Genomic DNA, 21,674 nt, shown 5'->3' with positions numbered 1-21,674 from the left:
GAAGTAAGGCTCAAAAATACAACCTAAAGTATCCTGGCTCATTCCATGGCCAGTATCACTAATTGTTAATTGTATATACTTACCTTCCGAAAGGTCCTCAACTTGTGAAAAAAAGTTTTGATCAATATCCACCTCTTCTAATTGAACAGAAAGCGTGCCCTTTTCATTGAGCATGGCATGGAACGCATTTGTGCAGAGATTCATGACCACTTGATGAATTTGTGTGTTATCAGCAAGTACTGAACTGCAATTAGTGTTAATGTTTTGATGAATGTCAATGGTAGTAGGCAAAGAGCTTCTCAAAAGTTTAAGCACTTCTTTAACAATGAACTGAAGCTGTATAGGCTGGCGATCATGGTCTGTTTGCCTACTGAAGGAAAGGATCTGCTGCACAAGTTCTGCTGCCCGTCTACCAGCCTTTTTTATTTGAATCAGATTTTCATACTGTTGGCTTTCTTGTGGTGTGTCCAATAATAACCTAGGGAATATTACATCACAACACCCACCTCCTTGAACCACAAAAAAATACCTGCCTGATCGCAATTTAGGGTGTGGAATGTGGGCCAAGAGATAATGCACATCAAGAAAATTAGAGCAGGTACCAAATTATTCAAGTTCAATTTTTCGACATATTAATCTCTATGCGTTTCAAAAATATCTGCAAAGACATCAACCATTTTCTTAAAAGCCGAAAGAACATCAGGATCAAAATGATCAGGCATTGTGCGGCCATCACCCTCAGTTATAATAGAGATTGTTCTTTTTTGATCAAATCCTGGTTTATAGGGCCTTACGCTGCGAAGGGCATCATACTGGTCGCAAATATTCATTATCCTGGCAACAAGCGGTATCTGATCCCCATTGAGTCCCCTTGGGTATCCATTGCCGTCCCAACGCTCATGATGGCATCCGGCTATATCAAAAGCCATTTTCAGAAGTGGAGAATCGGAACCTTCAAGAATTTTTGCGCCAATCTCAGCATGAGTCTTCATAATATTCCATTCTTCGCCATCAAGCGGCCCCTTTTTAAGCAAAATAGCGTCTGGCATGGCCACCTTACCAACATCATGCATGGGTGAAGCATAAAAAATTGAATCGCAAAACTCTTTATCCATACCCATTCGTTGAGCAAGTTCCTTGGTATAAAAGCTGATGCGCTTAATGTGTGCGCCGGTTTCTTCATCTTTATATTCAGATGCAAGAGTCAATCGATAAACGGTTTCTATATATCCCTTATGGAGCTGCCTTGTTCGCTGGTCTACCAATTCCTCTAAATGCACCGTATGGAAATGAAGGTTCATTTGATTCCGTACCCTGGAAATTACAATTGGTGGGTTGATTGGCTTAGAAATATAATCTCTAGCACCGAGTTCCAGCCCCTTAGCTTCATCTATTTTCCCGTCCATGCTAGTAATAAACAAAATCGGAATGTTTTTGGTTTTATCACATGACTTTAGTCTCCTACAAACTTCGTACCCATCCATTTCAGGCATAACTACATCAAGTAGAATCAAATCAGGCGGGGATGTTTCCACAAAATCCATACATTCCTTGCCCGATTTAACCTGTACGGTTTTAATTCCCTCATTATCAAGAACTTTAGCTAATAATCCTCGTGAAAAATCATCATCATCAACTAAAAGGCAACTAAAGGTATTTGTCACTAGATAGCTCTTATATTCTATTTCCATCTATTAAAGTTCCGGGGTCGAATTGTTGTTCTAAAGTCTGACATATTTATAAAGTTCTTTTACTAGATAATCAATAAATTCAGAATGATAGCTAATAGCTAATGGTTTGGCAAGCATTTATAAGTAGAACTGTTGGCCAGTTTTCTTAATGTTTAACAGATCATGAATTGTTAAAGAAGGCCAGATAGCCCTTTTCTTAACACCCTGAGCTGTTCGCTCAAAGCATGTTTTAAATCCTCCATCTCTCGCACTTGCTTATGTTCAATTCGATTCGCAAGATTTGCAAAACAATTGAGCCCCATATTATTCAAAACACCTTTTATGCTGTGGGCTGCACGGCTTAGTGAATCTAATTCACCCAGAATAATTGCTTCTTCTGCATTGTTCAATTCTTCGACCAAAGATTTTTGGGCCTTCTCCAGCATCACGTCTATATGCTCAATAGGGATCCCATACTTCTCGACAAGATGTTTACGAACCTCTTCAGTTTTTACAAGCTCACACTGTCCACCCCTTTTTTCTTCTTTTTGAGTAGAGCCAATTGTCTCTTTGTGCAGCAAATTTTTGCCAGTAACTCGAGCGATTACTTGAAGAACCTCCTCTGGTTGGAATGGTTTTGTAACATAATCATCCATGCCGACGTCAATACATTTTCTTCGATCACCGGCCATGGCATTTGCTGTCATGGCAACAATTGGTATCCGCATCCCTCTTATACTGTTTTGGACACGAAGAAGCAGCTTATGGTGGGTTTTCGAAGAAATATCTGCTTTGCTTTCACACTTTCTTATGAACATGGTGGTTTCAATCCCATCTAACTCCGGCATCTGGATGTCCATTAGAATTACATCATAATTGCCTTCGGTCAGCTTTTCTAAAGCCTCTATGCCATTTTTAGCACAAATTACTGTATGACCTTCCTTTGCTAGTACTATTTGGGCTAGATCTCGGTTGAATTGATTGTCCTCAACAAGAAGAATATCCAATGGTGGTAAAAATAATTTTCCAGACACATTAGGAGACTTACTTTGAACTAAACTTGGGTCACATTTTAAGTAACGAGCTGTGAAGAAAAACGAGCTACCTTTACCTAATTCACTTTCTACCCATATTTTTCCATCCAACAATTCAGTGATCTTTTTAGAGATTGCCAAACCAAGTCCTGTTCCACCGAATTTTCTTGTCACACTGCTATCTACCTGGGCAAACTTATCAAAGATATGATTGTGCTCCTTTGGAGGTAAACCAATGCCTGTATCTTTGACACAAAACTGGAGAACAATTTCATTTTCATCGTGAGATACTTCTTCCACTTCAATGCTGATCCCACCAGTTTCAGTAAACTTAATTGCATTACCAATTAAATTAAGTAGAATCTGACGCAATCTATATTCGTCACCCAGTAATGCCGTATGTAACCCGACAGGTAGGTGATATTTTTTTAATTCTAAAGCTTTTTCCTGGGCTTTAACTGCTAGGGTTTGGGTAGCTGCAACTAATACACTATCTAAGTCAAAAGGTACCTCATCCAAACTAATTTGGCCTGCTTCAATTTTAGAAAAATCCAGGATGTCATTAATCAGGGCAAGAAGTGCTTCTGCGGACTGCTGCACTATTTCTAAATATTCACGTGGTTCTGGACTACTGACCGATTCAAGAGCCAGTCGATTCATCCCTAAAATGGCATTCATTGGCGTTCTGATTTCATGACTCATGTTAGCAAGGAACTCGCTTTTTGCATGATTTGCATCCTCAGCCGCTTTTTTAGCCAGTTGAAGTTCTGCAGTACGTTCTTCTACTCTCGCTTCAAGTTTTCCATGGGCTTCTCGCAATTCCTGCTCTGCTTGCAAGCGGTTCTGGTTTATCCTGTAGCTGTGAATGATAATGGCACATATTGCTAAAAAGGGCTGAAGAAACGTGACAATCTTTTTATCATATCCGCCTGGACGATTAGCAATACCCACCATGCCAATAAATTTATCGCCATGGAAAAACGGCAGCGCCATAAATTTATTCAAAGGAGGATGTCCTTCTGGAAGGCCTCCCCGCCTATGGTCGGTAGCTGGATCATTAGAAATAACCGCCTCCCCAGTGTTCAATACAGTTCCAAAAAGGGTCTTAAGGTTACGAAATTCCATGCCGGTGGGAGAATTTTTTTCAAAAAAATCACTAGTCTCCTCATTCCATGCAATATTTGTAATCGCGTGGGTTTTTAGATATGGAACACCTTGGTCGGTATGATGAACCTCTCCGATATAACCATATTCACTCTTGGTTAACAAAAGAAGGTCACGGAGAAGATCTTCGAACAACTTTTCAACCTTGGTTTCGACAATGAACTGTGATTGGGCTCGATTAATGGACCCTAATAATTCACGATTAAGACTAAGCTCATCGGTTCGGTACCGCACCTGCTTTTCAAGGTCATCTTGATACTTACTCAGCCTCTCCTCAGTTTGTTTTCGTTTGCTGAGTTCTTCCTTAAGTTTTTTCAAGACATTACGTTCACGGATAACGCGGTTTATTTTCGCTTGAAACTCTTCTTTAAGAAATGGTTTTGTAATGTAGTCGATAGCCCCGGCATTAATTACATCCATATAGCTGTATTCCCCAGTGAATCCGGTTGATATAACAACATCAGTTTGAGGACATTTTTTTTTGATATGTTTAAGGAGTTGCAGGCCGTCCATATTGGGCATTTTTATGTCAGTAATAACAATATCGAAAATTGAATTATGTATTTGTTCAAGAGCATTAAGTCCATCTGTTGCCGTTGATATTTCATACCCAAAGGATTCCAGATAAATGTGCATGTTATCTAACAGATCCAACTCATCTTCAACTATGAGTAATCGTGTTTTCATATCAATAGTCCCTGGTACGAATTTCTAATCATATCTTCAGCTTTTGGCTAAAACTGATGTGTTATAAAACTGGCAAGGCATCTTTCGTCGGGTGATAGCCAGTTTTGCATAACGATTCATACATCATTTGTCGTCTAAAACTTGACGGATCAACTTGGCAATATCTTTTTTTGAGATGGGTTTATAAGCAAACCCGTTAATACCAAGAGCGTTAGCTTTCTTTTCATCCATCTGAGTGCTATACCCGGTACAGAGAATGATGGGAATCTCAGGTCGAATTGACCTGATTTCCTTCACCAATTCTTCACCAGAGAGAGCAGGCATAATCTGGTCGGTTATAACCAGATCATAGCTTTCAGGCGCGGCCTTAAACGATTGTAACGCTTCACTGCTACTGGTTTTCACTTCGACTTGATACCCGAGCCTTCCAACCATTTCAGATCCCATCTCAGCATACATCTCTTCATCATCAACAAAAAGAATGCGTTCTGAACCGCCAATGACCTTGTCGGATGAGTCAGGAAGGACGGCAGAGGGTTCTTCTGTTACCGGGAAGTAAAGATGAAAGGTCGTCCCCTCACCAATCTGGCTGTCCACAGTAATGGTACCCTTATAATTTTCCATGATTCCTCTGACAATGGCAAGCCCCATGCCGGTGCCTTTTCCTACTTCTTTGGTTGTGTAGAAAGGATCAAATATTTGATTCATGATATTTTTACTCATGCCGCAGCCATTATCGGCAAAGGATAATTTCACATATTCACCAGCCGGCAGCATATTTTTCAGTGACAAATCACCTTCCGGTAAGGTCACCTGATCCAGCTTGACTGTAATGATTCCTTTTTCTTTCATGGCCCATGAGGCATTGGCACAGAGGTTCATGACTATCTGCTGGATTTCAGTTGGATCAACAAGAGCCTTGCTTCTGTCATCAGCGATAATAAGGTTTAGGTCAATTGAGGATGGCAGCGAAGCCTCAATGAGTTTGATGGTTTCCTTGATGAGCGGTTTGAGCAGCAGAGGGGTGCATTTGTGCTGAGACTGTCTGCTGCAGGCCAGAATCTGTTTCACGAGATCCCTTGTCCGGTATGATGCTTTAATGACCTTATCGAGCTGGACTTTGGCAAAACTATCTGCCGGCACATCATCGCGTGCCAGCTCAGCGCATCCCATAATAACACCGAGCATATTATTGAATTCATGGGCAATCCCCCCCGCCATAGTTCCGACTGCCTGCATTCTTTGTGCCTGGCGTATCTTCTCTTCGTTGTTGACCTGTTCTGTTATGTCCTTGGCAACGTGTACTAAGGTTACCGCATGCCCGTTGACATCCGGCAGCGGAGTTGAGGTAACCATAAGGGTCTTATTGAGCCGCTCGTGGGTGATCATTTCAGTATGGCACTCTTTATCTGATAAGGTATCCACTACAGGACAATGCGGGCATGGCTCCGAAGTTCCTCGGAAAAGCTCGTAGCATTTTTGGCCGATTATTGTGTCATGTTCCATTCCGAAAAACCGGCTGGTAGCCTTGTTGGCCTGCAAGATCCGCATGTCCTGGTCCTGCAGGGTGATGATGTCGCTTATGGAGTCAAAAGTCTGCTCCCATTCATTCTTGGCCTTTAAGAGCGCATCTTCAGCCTTTTTACGCTCGGTAATATCTGTAATCACAATCCTGAATTGGCCGGATTCCCCGTCAATATAACCTTGAACAGTGCTTTTCAGTTGCCCATGAAAAATTGTCCCGTCTTTCTTGCGCATACGCAGTTCGGAGGTCTGGGGGGCTTTGGTCTCAAGAAGTTTTTTACGGCACCGGTAATAGATATCCTGGTCATCAGCAATGATAAAGGCGGAAATGGGCTGCTTTAAAAGAATTCCTTTGGCAACGCCCAGCATATCAGCAGCAGTGAGGTTGGCTTCAACAATGAGTCCCTTATCGCTCACGGTCAGGTAGCCGATCGGGGCGAAGTCATACAGGTCGGTGATCCTGTTGCGGGATTGTTCAAGCTTAAGTTGCGTCTTCCTCAGGTCCTCATTCTGCAATTCCAGTTCGATCTGGTAGGTGTTCAGTTCCTCCACCAGTTTCTTCACATCTTCCTGGGACAGGGCTAAGGCATCCTGCGGGGCGGTCATGAGATACCCATGCGCCCGCTTTCGCAGTTTGGCAAACTTGTCCGTGGCTGATCCAGTATCACTGGTCATAGTGCCCTCCTGTAAGCTTGGCTATTGTCTCTGTATCCAAACGGCTGAGCTGTTTTTTCAGGATATGGCTTGTGTATTTTAAAAGCTGCGCAGGCATTTTATCCGGTGGCAGAATATAGTCCACCAGACCTGTAGAAATGGCACTGGCGGGCATTAGTTGATTAAGTTCTAAAAAACTTCATCATATTTTCGGTATCTTGAAAACAATTGTTACAGTCAAAAACTATCTTATTACAGACTATCAAATTAAACGCTGAATGTGAAATTAAATACAGGCAAGAGAAAAAGGTCAAATGGATTTGCCCCTTCACTGACCAGAACCACACCGTTGCTCACCATGTTCTGAGCATCGACAACCCCATATTATCTTTCTTGACTCTTCTCACTTTTTCTTCATATCATCATTTCAATTATCTGTTTTTCTTGACTTCGACATAAAAACGAGGGCGAAATTGACATGCGGGGTAACTATAATGGCCTGCCGGCAATGCACGGTGGGTGCGCACGGCCGAATTGTGCTGGCAATAAACACAGAAAACAACTGTATGGCGCCGGCCCGGTTGTAGTTGATCTGCCAAGCCGTTTGGAGATATTGGGCGAGAGTTTTGCCAAGGCCTTTGAAAAAAAAGGCCTGATATTCGCCATGATCCTGCGCCCCTGTCTGCCGCGGCACATTAGGGTCGGCAGCCCCGAGATCTTTTCCATGCTGGATTACATAGCACAATATGTTCTGTACTTTACCTGCAGCGGGGTCGTTGTCTTTGATGCGGCTGAAGAAAGTGGCTGCGGCAACATGAGCGTGGTGCGGTTTGTGTTCAGCACATCAACTCATGGTATTCCGGAGCCAGCTGCAAAAAAGGCTTTTCTACTGAGAAAGAAAACGTATCCGTAGGAATTTTTCATGACTAATGTAAGAAGTTTCAAAGCAGGTAGCATTTTCACAAAGTTTCACTCAAAGAGAACAACCAGAAGATGAGAAAAGTTGACAGCAAAGTCGCCACAGAGGAGATCCTCCAAAACATTGAGCGTAGAGACCTTATCAAGGCAAAAATAGTCCTTACCTATTTTGATCATTTTGACCTGGAATCTCAGAGGCGGATTCTTTATAAACTGTGTAAGTGTGATGATGACCTGGCCATTATTCTTCTTGTTTCCCTTGCAACCTCACACCCTCAAGTAATCGAGTTCTACCCGACTCTGATTGAAACAATTCTTGCCAAGGCCCTCAACAGTCCAGATACCGTCGTGCAGCAGATAAAGAATCCCTCTGTTGAGCAGATTTACTATATCCAGTTGGCTGGCAGCATCCGCCTGCAGCAGGCAACACACCCCCTTTTGCATCTTCTTACAAACACAGATGACGTAACAGTACTGCAGACGGCACTCGAATCTCTTGGTGCCATAGGTTCTCACGAGGCAGTTGCGGGCATTGCCGCGTTTATGGGAACCGATAACCAGCCACTCTTACTCACTGCTATTCAAGCGCTTGGTGAGATTGGCACTCCAGATGCCATTGGCCTCCTTGCTCAAGGACTTGGCAGAAATGAGAGCACTGACTGCTTTATCCTGGATGTTTATGGAGCCGTACAGGATGAAACAGCTCTCCACCGACTGAACAAAGCCATGATTACCGGCAGCGCGCCTCTCAGGAACTACAGCAAGGAGATATTAAGCAGCATTGGGGCAAAGGCAGTTCCTCTGCTTACAGAAAATCTGGAGATCAGTGATGTGGACCTACAGATTCACTCTTTGAACCTCTTGCAGGAGATCGGAGACAAAGCCGCCCTGCAGCCAATACGCAACCTGATAAACAGCCAGCCAAAAAACGCTAACGTTCGATTTGCCGCTTATGAGGCCCTGGCAAGCCTACCCCGCCGAACTGGAGACTATGTCCTTGCTGGCGGCCTCAATGATCCGGTGGAAGATGTCAGGCTGGCTGCAGCCCAGGCCATTGATCATAATCTGGATAAAATTCTGCTGACAGGCATCAAAAACATGGTCAGCAGAGGTGACGCCGAAGCAGCTCAAATAATTAAGGCAGTGATCAATGCCAAGGCCCAAAATCTCTATATGGGCTTAATAGAAGTCCCTTTTTTCCAAGAAGTTGCGGGTGAGTACCTTGCCACAAAGGCTCACCCTGACATTAAAGGCCTCTTTGTTGCGTTGCTCCAAAGACAAGGTAGGGATGACATCGCAGAACTCATTTTCTCACGTGCTGCCGCCGCTCAAAAGAGTCAATTGCACGGCAAGATATGCGCGGTTGATGATTCAAAGATGATTCTCAATATCTATCGTAAAATTCTCCATGATATTGGCTATGAGCCTGTGCTTTTCGAGTATCCGGCAGAGGCGCTGAACTGGCTCCAAGGTGAGAAGCCCCTTGCCGTTTGTACAGACTTGAACATGCCGGAGATCACCGGCATTGAGCTGACCAGAAAGGTGAGAGAGAAGTATGGCAAGCAAGAGCTGCCTATTATTATGGTAACAACCCAAGACGATGCACAGGACCACCAGTTGGCCTCTGATGCCGGGGTGAATGCTGTTATGGGGAAACCCTTTGATGTTGAAAAATTGCAGTACCTACTCAATCAACTTCTCGTAGGGGAAAGGAGAAATGGACATGGTTGAAAGAGAAATGACCATTCTGGTCATTGAGGATGAACTGTTCTCCAGGGATCTGTTGGTCAATATACTGGAAGGCTTTGGTTACCGTGTCCAGTCGGCGATATGTGGTGAGACAGGCAGAGAGATCGCCGGCAATGAACCCCCTGACCTCATTCTGCTTGATATTATCATGCCGGGCGAAGACGGTTTTGAGACCTGCGGAAAATTAAAGGCACACTCTGCCACCAGAGATATTCCAATAATATTCATCTCAGGCAACAACGATATACAAAGTAAGGTCAAAGGCCTCTCCATTGGCGGCTGGGACTATATCACCAAGCCCTTTCAGCCGGATGAAGTCAACGCCAGGGTGCGTAACTGTCTTAAACTTCGTTTCGCCTATCAGCAGATTATCAGGGAGCAGGCCATGCGGCTTCAACAGATGCATGAAGCACAGCAGGCTATCCTGGTCAATCCGGCGGAGATTCCGGAGGCCAACTTTGCTGTTTATTACCTGCCGGTCTTGGAAGCGGGTGGTGATTTTTATGACGTTTTTCGCATTGCCAAGGGGATACATGGGTATCTGGTGGCTGATATCAGCGGGCATGATTTGTCGGCCTCCTTTGCCACTTCAGCGCTCAAGGCCCTTGTCCGTCAGAACGCATCAATTCTTTATGCACCGAATGAAACAGTGCATGTGATCAACCAGATCCTCACGTCAATTTTTCAAGAGGGACAACATCTGACCGCTATTTATGCGGCCCTCAATCGAGTGCACAATGTCTTGGCAGTGGTGAATGCCGGGCATTTGCCTATGTTGTTTATGCCGCAACAAGGAGAACCTTATTGGGTCGAGGCAAACAGCGATATTTTAGGGATATTTGCTGATGCCTTTTTTGAGACCAGGACACTTTCAGTAAGTGCTGGCGACAGGTTTTACCTGTTTTCAGACGGTTTGGTTGAATCATTTATCGAGCCGCAACGGACCCGCACACAAGGTATGGATGGATTCAGGCAGGCTGCCATCTTGAGCAGGCAACAAACTATAACGGAGGCCACTGCGACAATAATCAAAACCTTTTCACCGGCTGGACATACCTTTGATGATGATGTCTTGCTTTTAGGGGTGGATATCTAAATGTCAGGGCGCTACAATAAAACAAAGATGAACTCTGGTGTTCATATTGCCATGTCAGCCCAGCTTGACAACATTGATAGGACCTGCCACGATGTAGATATCTGCCTCAGGGAGCTGCAGTTGCCAGATTTGTCCTTTGATATTCAACTTGGTGTACGCGAGGCGCTTACCAATGCGGTTAAACATGGTTCACAAAATGATCCCAGTAAACAGATTATCTTCCAGATCAACAAGCAGGAAAATAAAGTGGTCATTATGGTGAAAGATGAAGGGTGCGGTTTCGTTCCTTTTGGAACCAAACCGCCCAAAGAGGGGCCTCTGTTATGCTGTGGTCGAGGCCTTAACATCATGCACCACTACTTTGACAAGGTTACCTTTAATGAACGAGGCAATGAAGTGGTATTGGTGAAAGGAATATGAGAGATTCCAAATAAAGAAGGAGAACACTATGAGCAAAGTGACAAAAGATGGAGACAAGGTGGTTGTTAAGCCTAGTCAGGATATTGTGGCTTCTATAAGCAAAGATTTTAAGGGGGAGTTAAAAGGACTTCTTGACGGTGGGGCGAAACAGATGGCGGTTGACCTTGGGAAGGTGAAGATGATCGATTCCTCGGGTCTGGGCGTGCTCATTGCAGCCCATAATTCACTGCAAAAGCTGGGCGCCAGTCTTGAACTGCTTAACGTTTCGGATGATATTCGGAAATTGCTGCAGAATATGCGGCTGGATAAACATTTCATCCTTCAATAAATTTTTGAAAAAAATGGAGATAGGCTATGGCCGGAATAATCGAAGATGAAACCTTGCAGATGTACGTTCAGGAGTCCAAAGAACATCTGGAAGACATCGAAACCGACCTTCTTGAAGTTGAGCGGCAGGGAGAAAATGTTGATGAGGATCTGATCAACAAAGTTTTCCGGGCTGCTCATTCTATTAAGGGAGGAGCTGGTTTTCTCAACTTGACCAATACCAAGGAACTGGCCCACAAAATAGAGAACGTTCTTGATATGATTCGTAACAGGCAAATGGTTCCTACATCCAGCATCATCAATACAATCCTGGTGGCCTTTGATCGTCTTGGTGAACTTCTGAACAATGTGCTTGAAAGTAATGAGATGGAAATTACTGAACATGTTGTGGCCTTGACCGGTCTGACAACCAGCTCATTGCCGGAAGAGGAAAAAGAGAGTGTCGATACTCTGATAGAAATAAGCCATAAAAAGGTCCCGGTTACTTTTTCACTGACTGAGTTTGACCTCAAATTTGGTCGGCAGGGCGGCAAGATTATCTACATCTTTGACTTTGATCTGATTAAGGATGTGGAGCGACAGGGCAAAACCCCCCTTGATCTTCTCAAACTGCTCGAAGATGGAGGTGTTATCCTTGATCTTGTAGTCTCAATTGCCGTGGTAGGTGATCTGAATGATGATGAAATTTCCACCCGGCTGCCGATGTATGTTCTTTTCAGCACTATTATTGAAGAAGATCTGGTTGGCAGTGTTTTTGGACTTGAGGATCAGTGTATCCATATCGTTCCGGATGGCCCGGATGTGTCAAAACCTATTGAGGAACCTGTAGACTCTACTGAAGATGCAAGGCCTCAGGAAGCTGACGCTGTCCGGGTAATTGAACAAGAGAAACCAGTCGAAGAGGTTCCTGCGCCGGCTCCTGCTCAGCCAGCGATTCCGACTAAGAAATCATCAGCTAAGGCAACTGTGGCCAAGAAAAATTCAGAAAAACCGGCAATTGCTCAACCTGACACCCTGCGAGTCGGTGTCGCCGTTCTCGACCAGTTGATGAACCGGGCTGGGGAACTGGTATTGGCCCGCAATCAGCTCATCCAGGCTATTTCCACCGGCGACAAACAGATAGTTGCCGCAGCCGGTCAGCGTATCGACCTGGTCACCTCCGAGTTGCAGGAGACCATTATGCAGACCAGGATGCAGCCGGTGGGCAATATCTTTAACAAGTTTCCCCGTATTGTCCGGGACATGGCTAAGGACCTCGGCAAAGAGATGGAGCTGGAGTTAGAAGGCCAGGGGGTTGAACTTGATAAAACAATTATCGAATGCCTTGGCGATCCTCTGACCCACCTGGTGAGGAATTCCGCCGACCACGGCATCGAAAAGCCAGATATTCGCAAGAAGAAGGGAAAGAATCCCACGGGAAAAATTCTGCTGCGGGCCTTCCATGAGTCGGGCCAGGTGATCATCGAAATTCATGATGACGGCAGGGGAATCGATCCGGAGGCAATTGCTGAAAAGGCAATCGCGAAGGGGTTGATTAGCGCCGAAGATGTCGAGACCATGACCGCCAAGGAAAAGATCAACTTGATTATGCTGCCAGGACTTTCCACGGCGGATCAGGTGAGCGATGTTTCCGGCCGGGGTGTTGGCATGGATGTGGTGAAAACCAACCTTGATCAGCTAGGCGGTCAGGTCGAGATTCTTTCTGAAGTTGGCAAAGGATCGATTGTGCGGATCAAGCTGCCGCTTACCCTGGCCATTATCGCCTGCCTGCTGGTTTCCAGCAGTGATGAGCGTTATGCCATTCCCCAGGTGAATGTGGGTGAACTTATTCACGTGCCTGCTGCTGAAGTGCGTGAAAAGATCGAAAAGGTTGGTGACGCCGAAGTGCTCATTCTGCGCGGTGAGCTGATTCCTCTGCTCCAGCTCAGCAATGTCCTGCAGCTGCAGAAGACATTTTATAATCCGCGCACCGGTGCGTACGAGGTGGACAAGCGGCAAAGGCTTGCCGATGAACGGATCTTTGAGAGCAGCGAGCAGGCGGTAAACAGCAAAGTAAACGCGGCAGCAGCAGAGGTTGCGGCAGTAGCAGAAGTAGCAGAAGTAGCGACGAACGATGAACGGCGGGCAAGTTATACCAGTGACGTCAAGATAATGGTGGTGCAAGCCGGTATTCATAAATACGGGCTGGTGGTTGATAAGCTCCATGATACCGTGGAAATTGTGGTCAAGCCCTTAGGAAGGCATCTGAGTAAGTTTGAAATATACGCCGGCGCCACCATCATGGGTGATGGCCATGTGGCTCTGATTCTGGATATCTCCGGACTGGCCAGGGCGGCGCAACTGCGCACCATGGCAGAGACAGATCGGGCCAAACAACTTGCGGCAGCTGAAATCCAGGCCAAGGCCGGTGCTACCCGTCAGACCCTTTTGATGTTTTACAACGGTCCGGACGAATACTGTGCCGTCCCACTGCATCTGGTGCTGCGGGTCGAACAGATCAAGAGCAGTGATATTGAAATCAAGGGCGGTAAAAAGGTCATGCAATATCGCGGTGGCTCCTTATCTATCTACGCCCTGGAAGAAGTGGCCAGCGTCGAAGCGCTTGAGGACAGAGAGGACCTGATTGTCATTATCTTCATTGTGGCTGGCCACCAGGTTGGTCTGCTGGCCGTGCCGCCAATCGATGTTGTGGAATTGGATCTGCAGATCGATGAAGAGACTCTCCGGCAGCCGGGCATCAGCGGTTCAGCCATTATCCATGATCAAACCACCTTGATGATCGATATATTCGGGTTTATGGCGGCCCTCAATCCCCAATGGTTTTTAGAACAGGCAGAAGAACTCCGGGAAACGACCAAGAGAGGTAAAGAGCTTGGCGCCAGTGCTAATACAGTCTTGCTGGTTGAGGACTCCAGGTTTTTTCTGGAGCAGGTCAAGCATTTTATTGAAGAGGAAGGCTATACAGTACTTGAAGCAATGGATGGATTTGAGGCCCTACAGGTTTTAGAAGACAATCTTGACCAGATATGCCTGGTGGTCACTGACATTGAGATGCCGAATATGGATGGTTTTGAACTTACCAGCCGCATCAAAAATGAGGAGCGCTTTAAGCATTTGCCTATCATAGCCTTAACTTCACTTGCAGGAGAAGAGGATGTTGCCAAGGGCCGAGAGGTGGGCGTTGATGATTATCAAGTCAAGCTCGATAAGGAGAATCTCAGTAAAAGCATCCGTAAGATGCTTAAACAAGGATAAAGATTAGTGGGATGATGAAGGTGCTGTGAAAACCCAGATCGGAACAGAGATAAGTAACGAAACGAATGCTTTTAACATACATAATTAAGGAGATGGATATGAAAATGAAACTTGCTGTAAAAATCGGATTAGGTTTTGGGAGCTTGATAGTCATTGCCTGTGTGCTTGGCGGTATTGCCGTGACCAAAATGGGCGGGGTATCTACTCTTTCCAATAGGCTTGCCGCCGAATACGTACCGGAGATAGAGGTTGCCTATGATCTTGATCGCTATGCGCGGCAGACGATGTACGCCATGCGGGGGTACACTTTTACCGGAGACCCAAGTTTTCTGGCCAGTGCGCACAAGGAAATAGAGGAACTTGATAAAGCATTAGTGACGGCGGAAGAACTGGCGGCCAAATCGCAGCACCTGGTCAAATTGAAGGAGCAGCTTACTCTGATATCGTCGGATGTGGCAGACTACGAGAAGTTGGTTGATGAAACGGCTAAAACAGATGAGGCCATGGATGCAGCTAAGGATAAACTTAGCGCTAGTGCCAGGGCCTATATGGAGAGCGCCAACGCCTTTCTGGCCGGACAGAACGAAAAAATGAAAGAAGAGGCTGATGCAGGGGTTTCATCTGAAAAGATAAAAGAGCGCCTGCAGAAGATCACCTGGATCAATGATGTTATTGATTTGGGCAATAGTGTGCAGCTGGCCAACTGGAAGGCCCAGGCCGAGCGTAATGTCGAGGGTGTAGTGGACGCCCTTAAATATTTTGAAGCTATTGACGGCAAGTTAAGTGAACTCGCCACCATCACCCGTCTACCCGATGATATTGCGCGGCTAAAAACTATCAGGGAAGGAGAGCACGGCTATAAACTGGCCATGGAGAATCTTATTGAAAATTGGAAACGGATGGACGAGTTGGGTAAACTGCGTAATAACCTTGGTAACGAAGTCAAAGATGCGACCAAGATTACCATTGAATCTGGTTTGGCAGGCACTAACAAAATTTCGAACGAGACAATGACCGCTTTGGGCACTGCTTCTAGCATAATGATCTGGGGGCTGGTAATCGCTCTTATTCTCGGGGTAGTCATTGCCTTTTTTATCACCCGTTCCATCACCACGCCGATCAGCAAAGCAGTTGCCATGTTAAAAGCGATGAGCGAGGGAAATATCAGCGGACGTTTGAAAATGGCCAACAATGATGAGATTGGTGAAATGGCGGCTGCCATGGATACAATGGCCGAAAGTCTCACCAAGATGATGAAGGACATCGATACTGGTGTTGGAACCCTGAGTTCCTCATCCACCGAAATGGCCAGCGTTGCCGCACAGATGTCCACAGGGGCCGAGACCACTGTGACGAAATCAAATACCGTGGCCTCTGCTGCCGAAGAGATGAATTCCAACATGGCTTCGGTTGCTGCCGCCATGGAACAGGCCTCCACCAATGTCAGCACCGTTGCTTCCGGTGCAGAACAGATGAGTTCCAGTATTGCCGAGATCGCTCAGAATGCCGCCAAGGCCAAGGAAAACGCTAATAATGCCGTGGAGCGTACCAATCAGGCCTCAGCACAGGTAAATATACTTGGTGAAGCGGCCGAGGAGATCGGCGTGGTTTCAGAAACTATTAAGGCCATCTCCGACAAGACCAATCTTTTGGCCTTGAATGCCACCATTGAGGCCGCCAGGGCCGGGGAGGCAGGCAAAGGTTTTGCCGTGGTCGCCAACGAGATTAAAGAGCTTGCCAAACAGACCGCTGACGCCACCGGCGATATTGGCAAAAAACTACAGTTGATCCAGAAATCCACCGGCTCAACAGTGACTGAGATTGAAGAGGTTGGCAAGGCAATCAATATGGTTGATGAGGTTGTTTCCGCCATCGCGGCAGCTGTAGAGCAGCAGAATGCCGCCACTAAAGAAATCTCAGAAAATGTAGGCCAGGCCTCCCTGGGACTGCAGGAGATCAATGAAAATGTCAACCAGAGCTCTGCCGCGGCAGGTCAGGTTGCCAAAGAAATTACCGAGGTCAATGAAGCTGCCAACGAAATGAGCAACTCCAGTGCCCAGGTGCAGCAAAGTGCAGCTGATTTGAGCAAACTGGCCGAACAATTGAAGGAAATGGTGGGGCAGTTTAAGCTGTAAGAGAAGTAACTCGTTAGCTGTCTAGGCTGCAGGCTATAGTCTACAGCCTATTTACCTATGTAACTCGCAGTTTAAAAACAAGGAGAACATCGTGGAAACCGATAATCGGCAAATCAGTAAGGATGGCGAAGCCATCCAGCTTTCCTGTTTTTATCTTAAAGATACACTATGCGGCCTGAATATTAATATTGTGCAGGAAATTAATCAGGACCTACAGATAACCAAGGTGCCATTGGCCCCGGATTATGTTGTCGGCATTATGAATCTCAGGGGACAGATCGTCACGGTCATTGACCAAAGCAGGAAGATCGGCTTTGAACCATCGACCATTACCGATGAGAGTCGGGTCATCATTGTCACCTCACAGGGTGAGCATATTGGTCTGTTGGTGGACAGTGTGAGCGAGGTGCTGACCGCCCCAAAAAAAGAGATAGCAGATCCACCTTCGAACATAAAGGGGGTGCAGGGCAGGTTTTTTAAGGGAGTGGTACACACGGCCAAGAATGAAATTCTGGCCCTTCTTGATGTCGACGTGGTCTTGGCAGATGAACAGGAAAAAGGGGAAAGGTAAAAAAAAAGAATTCAGAAGACAGGAGTCATTAGACTCATGACTCCTAACTTCTGCTTCCAGCATTCTGTAAGGTTACAATATTACACGACTTGAAGATACCCTATGAAAATAAAAGTACTGGTTGTTGATGATACGATCTTTTATCGTAAAATTGTCACTGATATTCTTGAATCCTTCCCTGATGTTGAGGTGGTGGGTACAGCCAATAATGGTGAGATTGCCCTCTCGCGGATCCGGACCCTGAAGCCCGACCTCTTGACCCTTGATATTGAAATGCCGGTGATGAATGGTTTGCAGGTGTTGGAGGAAATTCAAAAACAGAATTTTGATTCTGACTGCCTGATTTTAAGCTCTAAAACCCAGCATGATAGCCTCATTACCCTGCAAGCCCTTGAACTGGGTGCATTTGACTTTATCGCCAAGCCGGATGAAGCGTCGACAGAGGAAAATCAGAAGAAGCTTACTAAACATCTACGTCTTGCATTAAACGCCTATGGCCGCAGTCTTGAGTTGAAGAGGAAATTGTCCAAACCGGGCATAGCAGCCAAAAGTGCTCCCCGCAGCCAAAAAATTGCCCAGGTAACTGCCGCGGTTAAGGGTGTCGGCACAACAAGAAAACGAACCGAAAAATCCAAGGCCATTGCCATTGGCATCTCTACCGGAGGCCCAAAGGCCTTGGCTGAAATGATCCCGAAACTAAAGGGGGATATCGGAGTGCCGATTTTTCTGGTGCAGCACATGCCGGAAATGTTTACCGCCTCGCTAGCCAATAATCTGAACAGCAAGAGCGCCTTGACTGTTAAAGAGGCGGAAAACGGTGAACAGGTCAGAGGCAACACCGTTTATGTTGCCCCCGGAGGCAAACAGATGAAAGTGGCGTCTGGCGCCGGGCTGGCTAAAATAATCCGGATCACCGATGATCCCCCGGAAAATAACTGCCGGCCCTCTGTCGACTATCTGTTTCGCTCCATTGCCCGGGAATATGGGGCAGAATCAACCTGTGTGATTATGACGGGTATGGGATCTGACGGCAGACTGGGGTTAACGGTGGCCAAGGCCAGCGGTACATTTGCCATCGCCCAGGATGAAGAGACCTGTGTTGTTTACGGCATGCCAAAGGCTGTTAATGATGCTAAACTGGCCGATGTGATAGCGCCGCTGGGAAGAATTGCCCATGAAATAATGAAAACCGTTTAATTTTGACCTCTCTTCGGAATCAAAGGTAGCCATGAAAAAAATTACTGACGAGGAAGTAAAGGTCTTTTCGAGATATATTTATGAGATCTCCGGAATTGTGCTTGATAAAAGCAAGGGCTATCTTCTCGAGACCAGACTGCGTCCCCTGATGAGAGATACTAATGCCGAAACTTTCAGCGATTTTTTTTATCAAGTCAAGGCCGACCCTTCCGACAGATTGAAACATAAAATTATTGATGCCATTTCCACCAATGAAACATTTTTTTTTCGTGACAGCACCCCCTTTGACCTACTGCGTAATAAAATTCTACCTGACCTTATTGACCGGCGGAGACAACAATACAAATCTGCTCCCATTCCTCTGCGGATATGGAGTGCCGCCTGCTCAACAGGACAGGAAGTTTACAGTATTGCCATTACCTTAAAAGAGGTCCTTCACAACCTGAATGCCTACAATATTTCCATTCTTGGCTCTGACATCTCAGACAAAGTCATTGCCCAGGCAAGCTACGGCAAGTACAGCCGCTTTGAGATGGAACGGGGCCTGCCGAGCCAGTATCTGCACAAATATTTCAATCAAATTGGCAATGAGTGGCGCATCAAGGATGAGATCCGAGCCATGGCCCAGTTCAATAAAATGAACCTCTTGCACCCCTTTCCCGCTATCGGCGCCTTTGATATTATTTTTTGCCGCAACGTTGCCATCTATTTTTCCCAGCCCGACCGCCAAAAACTTTTCAATAAAATCAGCAATGTCATGGAGCCTGACGGCATTTTGCTTCTTGGCGGCTCTGAAAGTTTGAGCAGTATGGGCTTTGCGTTTGAGAGTAATACTTACCTGCGCGGCATATTTTATCAAAAAAAAGGTTGGGAGAAGAGAGTTCCTCCCTCCCCTGTTTCTGTAACTCCTGCAGGTCGCCCTGCTATTCCACCCCTAAAGAGAGCGGCCCCCAAACCAAAACCAGCCACTGTGCCGACCACCCCTGCCCCGGTTAAACAACCGGCGCCAGGGCCGGTGCCGGTTGTGTCGCCTCCGCCGCCACCCGCGAAGCCGGCAACACCCCTCCGTGAGACTGGGGTTGTTCCTGAAGCCCGGGAAAAAACGACACCAGGGCAGGCTTTTCCTTCGCCACCACCCCCGGCAGCCGCAGGGAAAAAGGCCATCAGGAAACCCCAGTCTCACGACCCTGCAGAGCCGAGGCAAAAACAACAACCAAAAAAATCGCTGCTCAGCACTTTACAGAGGAAAAAAAGTGCCGGCACATCACAATATACTGGTGGCAAAACAGATTTCGCAGCACCAGAGACAGGCAAGGAGGCCAAGAGCTCCTTGCTGGATAGGATTGCAAACAGGCAGAACGACAAAAAGAATAATGAAAAAGGTGAAAGGTAAAAGGATACAGACAGTTCTACCACTGTGGAAATAAACAGTGCTGCTCTTCAATCCTTTGCCCTTGAACCTGTAACCTCGAACTTGTAACCTCGAACCATAAATACCCTGGAGGCAGGCCATGACCCTCAACAAAGATATTACCGTTCTTATCGTTGATGACACCACCATCATGCACCGCATGATAAGCAATATACTTAAGGCAATCGGTTATCAAAACATTGTTACCGCTATAGACGGCTTGGATGCCATTGAAAAGCTCAAAGACCTGCAGGTCGATTTGATACTCAGTGACTGGAACATGCCCAACATGGACGGCTTGGAGTTTCTGAAGTGGGTACGTAAATCTGATGAGTATAAAGATACGCCCTTCATTATGGCTACAGCACAGGCTGATAAGGGACAGGAGGCACTGGCAAAGAAAGAGGGTGCCAATACTCATATTGCCAAACCCTTTGATGAAGAGAACCTTAAGATGAAAATTGAAGAGGCTTTTGGGATAAAAAAGGAGGTTGTAAAAGGGGAGCGTATCAAAAAGAAGAGTAACGGTAAAGTGGAAATGGAAATTGCCCATATTCAGATTACCGACCATCTTGCCCTGGGTGTTTTAAAGCATCAGATCGAGACTGGCAAGGTCACGCCCCACTATTTTGACCTGAAAACAACCTGTATGCCGGGCTGGAATCCGGTGCAGGATTCTCTGGACAAAGGCACAGTGGACGGTGCTTTTGTCCTGGCCCCTATTGCCATGGATCTTTTCGGCTTTGGCGCCAAGATAAAACTTGTCCTCCTGGCCCATAAAAACGGCAGCGTTTTTGTGCACACCACCAAAACGCCTTATGATGATTTCGGTTCAAACGAGGCTTTTTTCAAAAACCGCAGTGTCGATATTCCCCATAAGATGTCGATTCATCACATGCTGGCCCATAAATTTCTGTCCAGACATGGCTTAAAACCAGGTGTGCCGGGACCGAAAGAGATAAATGTCACCTTTGAAGTTGTTCCCCCGATCCAAATGCCGGCCATTATGAGAGATAACGAGGAGGTTGCCGGTTTTATCGTAGCAGAGCCCATTGGTTCCAGCGCTATCGCCAATGGAATTGCCCTACTCACCTTTAAATCGGCCCAGATCTGGCCAAACCACCCCTGCTGTATTGTTGCCTTTCAGGATGAGTTTATCGGCAAATTCCCTGATGCGGTTCACGAATTTACTTCACTGCTTGTAGGGGCAGGTAAATTTGTTGAACAAAACAAACAACAGGCTGCTGAAATTGCGCTTGCCTTTCTTGATCCTCAGCAGAAGCTTGGTTTGCAGAAACAGGTACTTCTCAATGTTCTTGACGACTCTTTCGGCATCAAAATGAATGACCTCTATCCGGTGCTTGAAGACCTGGATGCCATCCAGCGCTATATGCACGATCAGATGGGGATCGGCCAGTTAATTGACCTTGAAAAGTTTGTCGATCTTCAGTTTGCAGATTCCCTTGGGTGAAACATGCATCGCAGCCGGCATGGACGACTACATGACCAAGAAAGAAGACCAGTGTGACTTACAGGGGGGTGTTTCCTGGAACTGCAGGTTAGCTTAAGGCCGCTGCTTGATAGAAAAACTTGGCGCTGATGGCTCCTGTAATAACGCCTGCAATGGCAGCTTGTTAGCGGCGAGACGAATGAAACATACTTAAAAGGACATTGACGGTTTTAAAAAATGGAGAACACAATGGCCAAACAATCATCTTTTACTCAAAATAAGCAAAAAAATTCACCCCAATCTGGTGATGAGTTGACAACAATAGAACAAGATAACTTATGTAAACGAGCTGAAGCACAACCGAGCTTTAAGAGTGTTGATATTGCCGGAATATCGGAGCAGGACATCCGTA

The 21,674-nt window shown here is 46.1% G+C and carries 17 protein-coding genes; 12 read left to right on the top strand and 5 right to left on the bottom strand.

Annotated elements, in window-relative coordinates:
* The 5 genes from HQK80_08785 to HQK80_08765 form a co-directional block, all read right to left on the bottom strand.
* Positions 1 to 471 (bottom strand): hybrid sensor histidine kinase/response regulator (locus HQK80_08785; protein MBF0222308.1); only part of this gene is annotated, 471 nt, incomplete at its 3' end.
* Between the two features lie 161 nt (positions 472 to 632).
* Positions 633 to 1,691 carry a response regulator gene (locus HQK80_08780; GenBank protein ID MBF0222307.1) on the bottom strand — a complete coding sequence of 353 codons (1,059 nt, stop codon included), beginning with the start codon at positions 1,689 to 1,691 and terminating at the stop codon, positions 633 to 635.
* 170 nt (positions 1,692 to 1,861) lie between these two features.
* A complete protein-coding gene (locus HQK80_08775) occupies positions 1,862 to 4,555 on the bottom strand; it encodes a response regulator (GenBank protein MBF0222306.1) in 2,694 nt (897 codons plus the stop codon).
* A 123-nt stretch (positions 4,556 to 4,678) separates the two neighbouring features.
* Positions 4,679 to 6,754 carry a PAS domain S-box protein gene (locus HQK80_08770; GenBank protein ID MBF0222305.1) on the bottom strand — a complete coding sequence of 692 codons (2,076 nt, stop codon included), beginning with the start codon at positions 6,752 to 6,754 and terminating at the stop codon, positions 4,679 to 4,681.
* A complete protein-coding gene (locus tag HQK80_08765; GenBank protein ID MBF0222304.1) occupies positions 6,744 to 6,908 on the bottom strand; it encodes a hypothetical protein in 165 nt (54 codons plus the stop codon). Before HQK80_08765 ends, HQK80_08770 begins: the two co-directional genes overlap by 11 nt.
* Positions 6,909 to 7,211: 303 nt before the next feature.
* Here HQK80_08765 and HQK80_08760 point away from each other — a divergent pair, with 303 nt between their 5' ends.
* The 12 genes from HQK80_08760 to HQK80_08705 all read left to right on the top strand — a co-directional run.
* Positions 7,212 to 7,646: a hypothetical protein gene (locus tag HQK80_08760; protein MBF0222303.1), complete on the top strand. Its 435-nt coding sequence runs from the start codon at positions 7,212 to 7,214 to the stop codon at positions 7,644 to 7,646.
* Positions 7,647 to 7,726: 80 nt separating this feature from the next.
* Positions 7,727 to 9,382, top strand: coding sequence for a response regulator (locus tag HQK80_08755; protein MBF0222302.1), 1,656 nt, complete (start codon positions 7,727 to 7,729; stop codon positions 9,380 to 9,382).
* Positions 9,375 to 10,496, top strand: a complete 1,122-nt coding sequence (locus HQK80_08750; GenBank protein ID MBF0222301.1) for a fused response regulator/phosphatase — start codon at positions 9,375 to 9,377, stop codon at positions 10,494 to 10,496. The genes HQK80_08755 and HQK80_08750 overlap by 8 nt, the downstream gene beginning before the upstream one ends.
* Positions 10,497 to 10,916 carry an ATP-binding protein gene (locus HQK80_08745; protein MBF0222300.1) on the top strand — a complete coding sequence of 140 codons (420 nt, stop codon included), beginning with the start codon at positions 10,497 to 10,499 and terminating at the stop codon, positions 10,914 to 10,916. It abuts the gene before it with no gap.
* Positions 10,917 to 10,944: 28 nt separating this feature from the next.
* Positions 10,945 to 11,244: an STAS domain-containing protein gene (locus HQK80_08740; GenBank protein MBF0222299.1), complete on the top strand. Its 300-nt coding sequence runs from the start codon at positions 10,945 to 10,947 to the stop codon at positions 11,242 to 11,244.
* 26 nt (positions 11,245 to 11,270) lie between these two features.
* Positions 11,271 to 14,498, top strand: a complete 3,228-nt coding sequence (locus HQK80_08735) for a chemotaxis protein CheW (protein ID MBF0222298.1) — start codon at positions 11,271 to 11,273, stop codon at positions 14,496 to 14,498.
* 98 nt (positions 14,499 to 14,596) lie between these two features.
* The gene (locus HQK80_08730; protein ID MBF0222297.1) at positions 14,597 to 16,633 is read left to right on the top strand and encodes a HAMP domain-containing protein; all 2,037 of its coding nucleotides are present in this window, start codon (positions 14,597 to 14,599) and stop codon (positions 16,631 to 16,633) included.
* A 91-nt stretch (positions 16,634 to 16,724) separates the two neighbouring features.
* Positions 16,725 to 17,204 carry a purine-binding chemotaxis protein CheW gene (locus tag HQK80_08725; GenBank protein ID MBF0222296.1) on the top strand — a complete coding sequence of 160 codons (480 nt, stop codon included), beginning with the start codon at positions 16,725 to 16,727 and terminating at the stop codon, positions 17,202 to 17,204.
* 102 nt (positions 17,205 to 17,306) lie between these two features.
* Entirely contained in the window at positions 17,307 to 18,401 is a 1,095-nt protein-coding gene (locus HQK80_08720) for a chemotaxis response regulator protein-glutamate methylesterase (protein ID MBF0222295.1), read from the top strand.
* A gap of 31 nt (positions 18,402 to 18,432) precedes the next feature.
* Complete coding sequence (locus HQK80_08715) at positions 18,433 to 19,794, top strand: protein-glutamate O-methyltransferase CheR (protein ID MBF0222294.1); 1,362 nt, start codon at positions 18,433 to 18,435, stop codon at positions 19,792 to 19,794.
* A 118-nt stretch (positions 19,795 to 19,912) separates the two neighbouring features.
* Positions 19,913 to 21,283 (top strand): ABC transporter substrate-binding protein, encoded by a 1,371-nt coding sequence (locus tag HQK80_08710; protein MBF0222293.1) that lies wholly within the window; start codon positions 19,913 to 19,915, stop codon positions 21,281 to 21,283.
* Positions 21,284 to 21,511: 228 nt separating this feature from the next.
* Positions 21,512 to 21,674, top strand: a 163-nt coding sequence (locus HQK80_08705) for a hypothetical protein (protein ID MBF0222292.1), incomplete at its 3' end; no start/stop codon positions are given.

It is taken from the genome of Desulfobulbaceae bacterium, assembly GCA_015231515.1.
GTDB lineage: Bacteria > Desulfobacterota > Desulfobulbia > Desulfobulbales > VMSU01 > JADGBM01.
This window is presented reverse-complemented; position numbering and strand designations above follow the sequence as displayed.

Excerpts from the sequence above, each read along its gene's own strand:
- HQK80_08780 (MBF0222307.1), bottom strand. The coding sequence starts at position 1,691 with ATGGAAATAGAATATAAGAGCTATCTAGTGACAAATACCTTTAGTTGC.
- HQK80_08775 (MBF0222306.1), bottom strand. The coding sequence starts at position 4,555 with ATGAAAACACGATTACTCATAGTTGAAGATGAGTTGGATCTGTTAGAT.
- HQK80_08770 (MBF0222305.1), bottom strand. The coding sequence starts at position 6,754 with ATGACCAGTGATACTGGATCAGCCACGGACAAGTTTGCCAAACTGCGA.
- HQK80_08765 (MBF0222304.1), bottom strand. The coding sequence starts at position 6,908 with ATGCCCGCCAGTGCCATTTCTACAGGTCTGGTGGACTATATTCTGCCA.
- HQK80_08760 (MBF0222303.1), top strand. The coding sequence starts at position 7,212 with ATGCGGGGTAACTATAATGGCCTGCCGGCAATGCACGGTGGGTGCGCA.
- HQK80_08755 (MBF0222302.1), top strand. The coding sequence starts at position 7,727 with ATGAGAAAAGTTGACAGCAAAGTCGCCACAGAGGAGATCCTCCAAAAC.
- HQK80_08750 (MBF0222301.1), top strand. The coding sequence starts at position 9,375 with ATGGTTGAAAGAGAAATGACCATTCTGGTCATTGAGGATGAACTGTTC.
- HQK80_08745 (MBF0222300.1), top strand. The coding sequence starts at position 10,497 with ATGTCAGGGCGCTACAATAAAACAAAGATGAACTCTGGTGTTCATATT.
- HQK80_08740 (MBF0222299.1), top strand. The coding sequence starts at position 10,945 with ATGAGCAAAGTGACAAAAGATGGAGACAAGGTGGTTGTTAAGCCTAGT.
- HQK80_08735 (MBF0222298.1), top strand. The coding sequence starts at position 11,271 with ATGGCCGGAATAATCGAAGATGAAACCTTGCAGATGTACGTTCAGGAG.
- HQK80_08730 (MBF0222297.1), top strand. The coding sequence starts at position 14,597 with ATGAAAATGAAACTTGCTGTAAAAATCGGATTAGGTTTTGGGAGCTTG.
- HQK80_08720 (MBF0222295.1), top strand. The coding sequence starts at position 17,307 with ATGAAAATAAAAGTACTGGTTGTTGATGATACGATCTTTTATCGTAAA.
- HQK80_08715 (MBF0222294.1), top strand. The coding sequence starts at position 18,433 with ATGAAAAAAATTACTGACGAGGAAGTAAAGGTCTTTTCGAGATATATT.
- HQK80_08710 (MBF0222293.1), top strand. The coding sequence starts at position 19,913 with ATGACCCTCAACAAAGATATTACCGTTCTTATCGTTGATGACACCACC.